This window comes from Pseudomonas capsici, from assembly GCF_017165765.1.
Lineage (GTDB): Bacteria > Pseudomonadota > Gammaproteobacteria > Pseudomonadales > Pseudomonadaceae > Aquipseudomonas > Aquipseudomonas capsici.
On record NZ_JAFGZD010000004.1, the window covers coordinates 390,783 to 400,312 of the forward strand.

The following is a 9,530-nucleotide window of genomic DNA, read 5'->3' on the forward strand; positions in this document are numbered from 1 at the left end:
TCCGTTAACCTAGCGCGACGGCTTGGGGGTGAGAATGATCGAACTGTCCTGCCATCCAGCCGCCGATCTGTACGGCGTTGGTCTGCCCGGTGGGGACCAGTTCCGAAAGCTTGCCGCTGCTCAGGGCCGCAAGCCGGTCGCTGATCTGGAACAGTTCATCCAGATCTTCTGAAATCACCAGAATCGCCGCTCCGGCATCACGCAAGGCAATCAGGGCACGATGGATCGCTGCTGCCGCGCCGACATCCACACCCCAGGTCGGGTGAGCGGCCACCAGCAGTTTCGGGTTTTGCAGAATCTCGCGGCCCAGAATGAATTTCTGCAAGTTGCCGCCCGACAGGCTGCGTGCCGCGGTCTGGGCGCCGGGTGTCTTGACCGCAAAGCGGCGAATGATTTCGTCGGCCAGCGCCCGGACTTTGCTGCGCTGGATCAGCCCGTTGTTGACCAGGCCTTGTTGAAACGCTGTCAGCAGAGCGTTGTCGGTCAGGCTCAGTTCCGGTACCGCGCCATGGCCCAGGCGCTCGGCGGGAACAAAGGCCAGGCCGAGTTTGCGACGGGCATCCGGGCGCAGGTTGCCGACCTTTTCATCGGCAAAGCGGATAGTCGCGGCCTGTGCGCTGTTCAGTGTCCGTTCACCGCTGAGCAAGGCCAGCAGTTCGTCCTGGCCATTACCCGCAACACCCGCAATCCCGACGATTTCGCCGCTGCGCACTTCAAGCTCCAGGTCCTGCAGTGAACAGCCAAAGGGATCGGGGTTGTGCCAGGAAAGTTTTTCGACTCGCAGGAAGGGCGCTGAGCCATTTGTCTTCTGGTATTGCGCGGTCAGTCCCTGGGCATCGCCGACCATCAGGCGCGCCAGTTCCAGGTCGGTGCATTGCGCGGGAATGCAGTGCCCGGAAACCTTGCCGCCACGCAGCACTGTCGCGCTGTGGCACAAGGCCCTGACCTCGCCCAGCTTGTGACTGATGAACAGAATGCTGCAGCCTTCCTCGGCCAGACGTCGCAAGGTGACAAAAAGCTCATCGACCTCCTGAGGTGTGAGCACTGAAGTGGGCTCGTCCAGAATCAGCAGGCGAATGTCCTGCATCAGGCAGCGGATGATTTCGACTTTCTGGCGTTCGCCAATCGACAGGCTGTGGACAAGTCGTTGTGGCTCAAGCGCCATGCCGTAGCGTTGCGACACCTCGCGAATGCGCGGTTCCAGTTGTTTGGGCGTGCCCGCCGAGCGCCCCATGGCCAAGGCAATGTTCTGCGCCACGGTCAGGGTTTCGAACAGAGAAAAGTGCTGAAACACCATGCCGATCCCCAGGCCTCTGGCCTGTGCCGGGTTGCGCATCTGCAGTGTCTCGCCTTGCCAGATGATCGAGCCCGAATCAGGCTGGGTTACGCCGTAGATAATCTTCATCAGCGTGCTTTTGCCGGCACCGTTTTCACCCAGCAAGGCGTGGATTTCGCCGGGCTGGATGCTCAGGTCGATAGCGTCGTTGGCCAGACAGCCGGGATATTGCTTGGTGATATGGCGCAGTTGCAGGCGCGGGGGCGGCGCGTGGTTTGGCATGACAGGCTCGGATCATGGAGTGGGTCGCCGGGGATAAAGCAAAATCCTGGCCAGTGAGTCAGGTTTGCGGCGAATGTTGTCAGGTGGGCGTATGCAGGGTGTTTTCGGGGCAGAGGTGAGCAGGCTGCAAGCGCTTTGGCACCACTTCGGGGCGTCGCTCGACAGCAAAGGTGCAATTATGGCTCATCGGGTTGTACAAAAAATGTACAGCAGGCCTTGAGGGCGATACCCCAAGCGATTGCGCGACCCTTGCACCTGTTATCCACAGGTTGTTCCACAGTAACTGTGTGAAAGCCGAAGGCCGGGTAATAAAGGAATCTGCGCTAGCTTCCAAAGGTGCTAAACAACGTTAAGACGCTGTTTTGGCATTGTTTTTATCCGGCTGTATTGCTGTTGTGCAAAAAATGATCACATGCCTGTGCCGTACGTCCGGCAAGGCGTGCAGCCCGATGTGCTCAGCTTATCCACAGCCGGATGCACAGTAGATGTGGGCAAGTTTGCCTAACATCGGGGAACGTCGGATTACTGATCATGTGCCGGGTGCAGAATGATTCTGCCACGGCTCAGATCCGCCAGTTGCCGTTGCAACGAGGCGAAGTGTTCCGGACCGATGGCAATCGACATTTCCACGCCATTGGCGGTGAAGTTTTCCGCCTCCACCAGACCGTTGCATTCGCCCAGACGCACTTTCACCAGAGCCAGTTCGCTGAAGCTGCATTCCAGGTTGAAGTGCTCGCGGTTGATCAGTGGCAGACGTACGGCCTGTTGCAGGCATTTGTTGGCACCGCCGCCATAAGCCCGGGCCAGTCCACCGGTACCCAACTGGATGCCACCATACCAGCGAATCACCAGCACCACGACCTGATCGAACTCCTGGGCTTCGATGGCTGCCAGTATCGGCCTGCCAGCCGTACCACCGGGTTCGCCGTCGTCGCTGCTGCGGTATTGAGCGCCCAGTTTCCAGGCCCAGCAATTGTGCGTCGCATTCAGGTCGCTGTGCTGCTCGATGAATGCCTGTGCTTCGGCCGGGCTGGCAATCGGGGCTGCGAGGGTGATGAAGCGGCTTTTGCGAATTTCTTCCCGATATTCGCAAGGGCCGGTAATGGTAAAAGGCATGGAGGTTTCCAGCAGACGACAAGGCCCGAATATTACAAGACCGGTGGCGTAAGCCCACACCCTTTGAGAATGATCTGGATCAGGTTGGCGCTGGCATCGTCCATGTCCTGCCGGGTTTGCCGGGTACGACCGGTTACCCGGCAGATCTGGGTGGCAAAGTCGGCGTAATGCTGAGTGCTGCCCCAGAGCAGGAAAATCAGGTTGACCGGATCCACCGGGTCCATTTTTCCGGCATCGATCCAGGCCTGGAAAACGGCGGCGCGCCCCTGGAACCAGGTGCGATAGTCCTGACTGAAATACTCGCTCATGCACTCGCCGCCGCTGATGATTTCCATGGCGAAAATCCGCGAGGCCTGCGGGTTGCGGCGCGAGAACTCCATCTTGGCGCGAATGTAGCGGGCCAGCGCTTCTGCCGGATCGTCTTCGACCGTCAGATTGTTGAAGGTGCTGTCCCACTGCTCGATGATGTTGCTCAGCACGGCGGCGTACAGCCCAAGCTTGTTGGTGAAGTAATAATGCAGGTTGGCTTTCGGCAGCCCGGCCTTGAGTGCAATGGTGTTCATGCTGGTGCCCTTGAAACCATGGCGGGCAAATTCGTCTTCGGCGGCCTTGATGATGGCTTCTTCGTTTTTCTGGCGAATACGGCTTGCAGGCTTGGTGCCGTGAGTGCTGTGGGCTGGGACTTCAAGGGTCATGTGCAGGTCCGGACAGGGTCATGGGGTGCAACGGGTGAACAGATAACGCACCCGCGTGAATCCGACAAGCGCTCATGCAGGAAAATTATTCCTGGGGCTCAAGGGCCTTGGCTGGGCGCTCGAGGTTTTCCTTGATGGCGATCGTCTTTTCCTCCGGTATCAACAGGCACATGACGATGGCCGTGATTCCGCCGCTGGTGATTGCCGAGTCGAACAGGTTCTGTACCAGTTGTGGCATGTGATGCAGCAGCGTGGGCTGTGCAGCAATGCCCAGACCGACACCGAACGAAGTGGCAATGATCAGCATGCTGCGTCGGTCCAGTGGTGCCTGGGCAAGAATGCGCACGCCCGCTGCCGCGACGCTGCCGAACATCACCAGTGTCGCGCCGCCAAGCACGGGCTTGGGGATCTGTTGCACCACTGCGCCGATGGTCGGGAACAGGCCAAGCATGAACAGCACCACGCCTATATAGAGACCGACATAGCGACTGGCGACACCGGTCAACTGGATCACGCCGTTGTTCTGGGCAAAGGTGGTGTTGGGGAAGGCGCTGAACGTGGCGGCAATCATGCAACTGACACCATCGCCCAGCACGCCGCCCTTTAGCCGCGATACATAACTCGGGCCGCTGATGGGCTGGCGGGCCAGCATGCAGTTGGCGGTCAGGTCGCCCACGGTTTCGATGCTGCTGATCAGATAGATCAGCGCGACGGGCAGGAAAGCTGTCCAGTCGAAGCTGAAGCCGAATTTGAACGGGACCGGCACACTGATCAGTGGCAGGTCGAGAATGGGGTGTGGAACCAGTTTGCCGCTCATCCACGCAGCGACGCTGCCCACCGCCAGGCCAATGATGATCGCGGACAGACGAACCCAGGGCGTGCGGGATCGGTTGAGTGCAATGATGATGGCGAGCACGAAGATGCCCAGAGCCAGATTGATGGGGGCCCCGAAGTCCGGTGCGTTGAAGCCGCCTCCCAGATCCGTGACGCCGACCTTGATCAGGCTGATGCCGATCAGGGTAATGACAATACCGGTAACGAGGGGCGTAATGACGCGCCGCAACTGGCCAATGAAGCGGCTGAGCACTACCTGCACCAGGGCACCGAAGAAGCAGACGCCGAAGATCATCGCCATGATGTCTTCCGGGCTGCCGCCGCGTTGCTTGACGATAAAGCCGGCGGACAGCACGGCGCCGAGAAAGGCGAAGCTGGTACCTTGCAGGCAGATCATGCCTGCGCCGATGCCGAACGGGCGACGGGCCTGAATAAAGGTTCCGACGCCGGAAACCATCAGGGCCATGCTGATCAGGTACGGCATGTAAGCGCCCAGTCCCAGTGCCGAACCGATAATCAAGGGCGGGGTAATGATGCCGACGAAACTGGCGAGCACGTGTTGCAGAGCAGCGAGTATGGCCGTTACGGGTCTGGGGCGATCATCGAGGCCGTAGAGCAGGTCATTGTTATCGGAGGTATCAGGCTGCATGTCGAGCGCTCGGAATGAGGTGTGGTCACGTCTTAGCCAAGCACATTGCAAAAACCTGTCCACTTGCTCAGATTATTTTTTATTTCCGTGATGCATTCGTATTCATTTCAAGGAGATAGGCCGTTTAAAGGGCGGTTGAGTCCAGCCGACTCAACCGTTTTCGTCTCTCCTGATGCGTTATCGCGTGGCAGCCAGGCTCTTCAGAAAGCTCTCCAGCACCAAATGAGGGCGACGCCCCTTGCGGGTGACGGAAACCAGACTCAGGTCATAAAACCTCGATTCGGGCTTCAAGGTGCGCAGCCTGCCTTGTTGAACCCAGACATTGGCGTAGTGATCCGGCAGATAGCCTATATAGCGGCCGGTCAGGATCAGAAAGGCCATGCCTTCGCGATCCGATGCGCTGGCGGTAAACCTGAGTGCCTGATAATGAGGCTGTATATCGACCGGCAAGCGGAAGGTGGGGGCAATGGCTTCCTGAACGGCAATGCGTTCATCTTCGAGTTCGGTATCGTTTGCATAAAACAGGGGATGACCGACCGCGCAGTACAGCAGGGAGCGCTCGCTATATAAAGGCTGGTATTCAAGACCGGGCAGGGCATTGGTCTGAGGTACGACGCCGACATGCAGGCTGCCATCGAGCACACCTTGCTCCACTTCGGAGGGGGAGAGCATGCGGATGTTGATATGCACGTCCGGGCCGCGCTCTTTCAATTGCGACAGGGCATTGGTGATACGCATGTGCGGCAGGGTCACCAGGTTATCCGTCACGCCGATATTCAGCTCTCCGCGCAGGTGCTGGTGCAGGCCGTTGACCTCGGTGCGAAAACTCTCAAGCGCACTGAGCAACTGCAAGGACGACTGATAGACCTCCCGGCCTTCATCCGTTACCGAAAAGCCGGCTCGGCCTCGCTGACACAGGCGCAAACCAAGGCGCTGTTCGAGGTCGCTCATTTGTTGACTTATGGCCGAACGGCCAATGCCGAGTACGCTTTCGGCAGCTGAGAAACCTCCGGCTTCTACTACGCTTTTGAAGATACGCAACAGGCGGATATCGAAGTCACTGACTTGTGCCAAGGGATCGGGGCGGCGAATGCTCATTGTTTAGTAATCGCTTAACTAAAGATTGTAAAAGTTGGATTTTTCAAACCTTATTGCCGTGTCACCTTGACTGTAATTGCTCCAATAACACACCTTACGAGGCTCGTTGCATGAACGCGTTCGAAGTGTCTGATGTGCCTTCGGCCACCCAATTGAAGCTAGATGCTCATTGGATGCCTTATACCGCCAACCGCAATTTTCAACGCGATCCGCGAATGATCGTTGCAGCTCATGGCAGCCATCTGATTGACGACAAGGGACGCACGATATACGACGGGCTTTCCGGGCTTTGGACCTGTGGCGCCGGACATACCCGCACGGAAATACAGGAAGCTGTTTCCAGGCAACTGAGCGTGCTGGATTACTCACCCGGTTTTCAGTTCGGCCATCCGCTGTCGTTCCAGCTTGCGGAAAAGATCACCGATTTGACGCCGGGCAATCTGAATCACGTTTTCTATACCAACTCCGGCTCCGAGTGCGCCGATACCGCCGTGAAAATGGTACGTGCCTACTGGCGCCTCAAAGGTCAGTCGACCAAGACCAAAATGATCGGTCGTGCTCGTGGCTATCACGGCGTGAATATCGCAGGTACCAGCCTTGGGGGCGTTAACGGTAACCGCAAGATGTTTGGTCAGTTGCTGGATGTCGATCACCTGCCGCACACCCTGCTGGCCAGCAACGCATTTTCCAGAGGAATGCCCGAGGCCGGAGGTATTGCGCTGGCCGATGAAATGCTCAAGCTGATCGAACTGCACGATGCCTCTAATATTGCCGCTGTCATCGTTGAGCCGATGGCCGGTTCGGCCGGTGTTATCGTTCCTCCCCAGGGGTATCTCAAGCGCCTGCGTGAAATATGCGACCAGCACAATATCCTGCTGATCTTCGACGAAGTCATTACCGGCTTCGGGCGCACAGGCTCCATGTTTGGTGCCGACAGTTTCGGCGTTACGCCTGACCTGATGTGCATTGCCAAGCAGGTTACCAATGGGGCCATTCCCATGGGCGCCGTGATTGCCAGCAGCGAAATCTATCAAACCTTCATGAATCAGGCCACGCCGGAGTATGCCGTGGAGTTTCCCCATGGCTATACCTACTCCGCTCACCCGGTCGCCTGTGCTGCTGGCCTGGCGGCGCTGGAGTTGTTGCAGCGTGAGAATCTGGTCCAGCAGGTCGCTGAAACCGCTCCGCACTTTGAAAACCTGCTGCACGGTATCAAAGGCACGAAGAACGTCGTCGATATCCGTAACTACGGTCTGGCGGGTGCCATTCAGATCGCGCCTCGGGATGGCGATGCCATCGTTCGTCCGTTCGAGGCCGCGATGAAGTTGTGGCAGGCCGGGTTCTATGTGCGCTTTGGTGGCGACACCCTGCAGTTCGGGCCAACCTTCAATTGCAAGACGCAAGACCTGGATCGGTTGTTCGATGCCGTAGGTGAAGCGCTTAACCTGATTGACTGATCGTCGGGTTTCATACCGCCGATAGACACGAGTTTTCTGGAGCCATTTTGCATGAGCAGCATCCAACACTTGATTCACGGTGAGCTCACTTCCGATAACGGACGTACCGCCGATGTTTTCAACCCGTCTACAGGTCAGGCTATTCATAAAGTCGCCCTGGCCAGTCGTGAAACCGTGCAGCAAGCCATCGACTCGGCCAAGGCCGCTTTCCCGGCCTGGCGCAATACGCCGGCAGCCAAGCGCGCCCAGATCATGTTTCGTTTCAAGCAATTGCTGGAGCAGAACGAGGCGCGTATTGCCCAGCTCATCAGCGAAGAACACGGCAAGACGCTGGAAGATGCATCAGGTGAGTTGAAGCGCGGAATCGAAAACGTCGAATACGCCAGTGCCGCGCCGGAAATCCTCAAGGGCGAATACAGCCGTAATGTCGGGCCGAACATCGATGCCTGGTCGGACTTCCAGCCACTGGGGATCGTTGCCGGTATCACGCCGTTCAACTTCCCGGCCATGGTTCCGCTGTGGATGTACCCTCTGGCCATTGCCTGCGGTAACTGCTTCATTCTCAAACCTTCGGAGCGTGATCCGAGTTCGACCTTACTGATTGCACAGTTACTGCATGAAGCCGGTTTGCCCAAGGGTGTTCTCAACGTGGTGCATGGCGACAAGGTGGCCGTCGATGCGCTGATCGAGGCTCCGGAGGTCAAGGCGCTGAGTTTCGTGGGCTCCACACCGATTGCCGAGTACATCTATAAGGAAGGCGCTGCACGAGGCAAGCGTGTCCAGGCGTTGGGTGGTGCAAAGAACCATGCGGTATTGATGCCCGATGCCGATCTGGATAATGCGGTCAGTGCTCTGATGGGCGCAGCCTACGGTTCGTGCGGCGAGCGCTGCATGGCAATTTCGGTTGCGGTCTGTGTGGGCGATCAGATTGCCGATGCCCTGGTGGCCAAGCTGGTCCCGCAGATCAAGAGCCTGAAAATCGGTGCTGGCACCAGTTGCGGCCTGGATATGGGGCCTCTGGTAACCGGGCAGCATCGCGATAAAGTCAGTGGCTATATAGAAGACGGTATTCAGTCCGGCGCAACGCTGGTTGTCGATGGGCGTGATATCCGCATTGCGGGTCATGAAGAAGGTTTCTTCATGGGCGGTTGCCTGTTTGATCGCGTGACGCCGCAGATGCGTATCTATAAAGAGGAGATCTTCGGGCCTGTACTGTGCATCGTGCGCGTCGATAGTCTTGAGCAGGCGATGCAACTGATCAACGAGCATGAATACGGCAACGGTACTTGCATCTTCACACGCGATGGTGAAGCGGCCCGTTTGTTCTGCGATGAAATTGAAGTCGGTATGGTCGGGGTCAATGTGCCGCTGCCGGTGCCGGTCGCCTATCACAGCTTCGGTGGCTGGAAGCGCTCACTGTTTGGTGATCTGCATGCCTATGGCCCGGATGGCGTGCGCTTCTATACCCGCCGCAAGGCCATCACCCAGCGCTGGCCGCAGCGGGCCAGTCATGAAGCATCGCAGTTTGCTTTCCCGAGTCTGTAAATAATGAGCGCTGGGGATCGTCTTCTTTATTGGACGGTCCCCAGTGTTTATTGGGGGTAGCAGAGTTTTATGACAGTGTTTTGAAATTAAGTGTTGACGGACGATTTAATCTCTCTATAATTCGCCCCACTTTCGGCGCAGACGGAACTGAAAAAGCCTTGTAAATCAATAGTTTGCAAGTGTTTAACGGTTCATTGAGTCAGTCTGGAAGGGCTTCGGTCGCGGTTGGATCGACAGCGGTACGAGAAAGGGTTTGACACCACCTCCGGGTGCTGTAGAATTCGCCTCCCGCTGACGAGCAGCGCGAAGTTGATCGAAGCGCAAGTGGTTGAAGTTGCAAAGGAAACTTTGAAACTTGTTGAAATAACCGCTTGACAGATTCAGAGGTCGCTGTAGAATGCGCGCCTCGGTTGAGACGAAAGGTTCAGCCAACGCTCTTTAACAACTGAATCAAGCAATTCGTGTGGGTGCTTGTGGCGTAAGACTGAGGTCAACAGATTGTCAGCAACGCAAGTTACTCCGCGAGAAATCAAAGATGTAACCAACGATTGCTGAGCCAAGTTTAGGGTTTTCTCAAA

At 57.3% G+C, this 9,530-nt stretch carries 7 protein-coding genes; 2 read left to right on the forward strand and 5 right to left on the reverse strand.

All coding sequences use genetic code 11. From position 1 onward, the window contains the following. Positions 1–4: 4 nt before the first annotated feature. The 5 genes from JSY17_RS08170 to JSY17_RS08190 form a co-directional block, all read right to left on the reverse strand. Positions 5–1,558: an ABC transporter ATP-binding protein gene (locus JSY17_RS08170; protein WP_206401434.1), complete on the reverse strand. Its 1,554-nt coding sequence runs from the start codon at positions 1,556–1,558 to the stop codon at positions 5–7. A 522-nt stretch (positions 1,559–2,080) separates the two neighbouring features. After that, positions 2,081–2,674, reverse strand: a complete 594-nt coding sequence (locus tag JSY17_RS08175) for an IMPACT family protein (RefSeq protein ID WP_206401432.1) — start codon at positions 2,672–2,674, stop codon at positions 2,081–2,083. A 32-nt stretch (positions 2,675–2,706) separates the two neighbouring features. Next, the gene (locus JSY17_RS08180; protein WP_117181496.1) at positions 2,707–3,369 is read right to left on the reverse strand and encodes a TetR/AcrR family transcriptional regulator; all 663 of its coding nucleotides are present in this window, start codon (positions 3,367–3,369) and stop codon (positions 2,707–2,709) included. 85 nt (positions 3,370–3,454) lie between these two features. Next, positions 3,455–4,852 (reverse strand): uracil-xanthine permease family protein, encoded by a 1,398-nt coding sequence (locus JSY17_RS08185; RefSeq protein WP_206401423.1) that lies wholly within the window; start codon positions 4,850–4,852, stop codon positions 3,455–3,457. A gap of 177 nt (positions 4,853–5,029) precedes the next feature. After that, positions 5,030–5,950, reverse strand: coding sequence for a LysR family transcriptional regulator (locus JSY17_RS08190; RefSeq protein ID WP_206401420.1), 921 nt, complete (start codon positions 5,948–5,950; stop codon positions 5,030–5,032). A gap of 110 nt (positions 5,951–6,060) precedes the next feature. Here JSY17_RS08190 and JSY17_RS08195 point away from each other — a divergent pair, with 110 nt between their 5' ends. Continuing rightward, positions 6,061–7,407 (forward strand): aspartate aminotransferase family protein, encoded by a 1,347-nt coding sequence (locus JSY17_RS08195; protein ID WP_117186627.1) that lies wholly within the window; start codon positions 6,061–6,063, stop codon positions 7,405–7,407. A gap of 51 nt (positions 7,408–7,458) precedes the next feature. After that, a complete protein-coding gene (locus JSY17_RS08200) occupies positions 7,459–8,952 on the forward strand; it encodes a CoA-acylating methylmalonate-semialdehyde dehydrogenase (protein ID WP_117186626.1) in 1,494 nt (497 codons plus the stop codon). Positions 8,953–9,530: the final 578 nt, after the last annotated feature.

Coding starts and splice junctions, on each gene's coding strand:
- JSY17_RS08185 (WP_206401423.1), bottom strand. CDS start 4,852: ATGCAGCCTGATACCTCCGATAACAATGACCTGCTCTACGGCCTCGAT.
- JSY17_RS08195 (WP_117186627.1), top strand. CDS start 6,061: ATGAACGCGTTCGAAGTGTCTGATGTGCCTTCGGCCACCCAATTGAAG.
- JSY17_RS08170 (WP_206401434.1), bottom strand. CDS start 1,558: ATGCCAAACCACGCGCCGCCCCCGCGCCTGCAACTGCGCCATATCACC.
- JSY17_RS08175 (WP_206401432.1), bottom strand. CDS start 2,674: ATGCCTTTTACCATTACCGGCCCTTGCGAATATCGGGAAGAAATTCGC.
- JSY17_RS08190 (WP_206401420.1), bottom strand. CDS start 5,950: ATGAGCATTCGCCGCCCCGATCCCTTGGCACAAGTCAGTGACTTCGAT.
- JSY17_RS08200 (WP_117186626.1), top strand. CDS start 7,459: ATGAGCAGCATCCAACACTTGATTCACGGTGAGCTCACTTCCGATAAC.
- JSY17_RS08180 (WP_117181496.1), bottom strand. CDS start 3,369: ATGACCCTTGAAGTCCCAGCCCACAGCACTCACGGCACCAAGCCTGCA.